Origin of the sequence: Pseudoalteromonas sp. HM-SA03 (genome assembly GCF_002289345.1) — a bacterium.
In the GTDB taxonomy this organism is placed as follows: Bacteria; Pseudomonadota; Gammaproteobacteria; order Enterobacterales; family Alteromonadaceae; genus Pseudoalteromonas.
The window spans coordinates 1-1149 of the sequence record NZ_NSDG01000074.1 but is presented as its reverse complement, the minus strand read 5'-3'; the positions used below and the strand labels follow the sequence as shown (position 1 = coordinate 1149).

The window sequence follows — 1149 nt, the reverse complement described above, 5'->3', positions numbered from 1 at the left end:
CAAGCACCAAAGAGGCGTGCAGGGCCATCAAAATCATCTCTTGGGGCAAATGCGTCTTTACAGGGTTTTGCATCTTTAAACTTACAACCATTTAATTCTTCAGCCTTGGCGAGTCGTTCCTTATAGCTTAGGTGATGGAGGTGATCTTTTGTTTGTTCTTCATAAAAAATACCGCTTCGACTATAACCTGCCTCTCTAGCCAAGTATGCATCTCTTTGTGCTTTCCTTTCTTTTTCTTCTTCTGTCGCTTCTTCACGGTAGTATCGTTCACTTTCCCTTTCACTTTCAGTTAAATAGTTATCCCACTCTTCTTCGCTCATATCCTCTAGCTTTTTCATCAACAACTCCTTTTGTGCTTAACCATTATCAACTTACCTGCTCAGGAGTATATTGGAATTATCAATAGAATCGGCCAGTAGAAACTTCCGTCAGTAAAAATAACAACAAGAAAGTTCAAAAGTAGCAAGACCCAAATAGCAAAAGAAATACCACATGGCAAATAAAATAAAAAGAACGTTGTACTACTAGGCTTTTCCGCATAATAATAGCGCTCACTTGTATTTAAATACAAATCCAACTTTGGAGTGTAAAACTTTCTATAAATTGCCAAACCATGCCTATTTTTACTTAACCCACCTTTAAAGCTATTTTCACGAAAAAATCGATTAAAAAAGCTATTTTTCTGAAGTGTATTCACTATTTTCCTCCCTGAAAAAGCTGTAGCAACTGTTATGGTAACCCTGTTAGAACCTGTATTAACGCGACTTTTATAAAGCTTTGCTTTTTGTTGACCTGCTCTTGAGTCAGATCTGGTTTCCACTTTAACCAAGGCTTTACAATTTCCTCACGTTCAGGGCCGTAAGTGAAGTTAAAATCTGCAGCGTCTTCTTCATAAAGTCGTTTTAATCGACTCTGCTCTCCCAAACTAAACCCAGCCCAAAAAAGCTTTGGTCGATTGTTTTGCTTATCAAACTCCCTCGTCAAATCATCTTTGCTTCTATCGAGCTCATAAATAGGGATATCTGGTAGTGGTTTAGTATTATCCATATGTCGGATAATCAACTCCCACCTTAAATGACAGTACATAGCTGAGTTTTGTATTCCCACAACATCCATACAAAGGTTTACCTTTGGGTATTTATCACGATC

2 pseudogenes are annotated in these 1149 nt (G+C 37.8%); both read right to left on the bottom strand.

Features of this window, described 5'->3' with window-relative positions:
• Window positions 1-338: pseudogene (locus tag CKO50_RS14385) on the bottom strand (hypothetical protein); the annotation flags it as partial.
• Between the two features lie 391 nt (window positions 339-729).
• Window positions 730-1149, bottom strand: a pseudogene (locus tag CKO50_RS14375) (hypothetical protein); the annotation flags it as partial.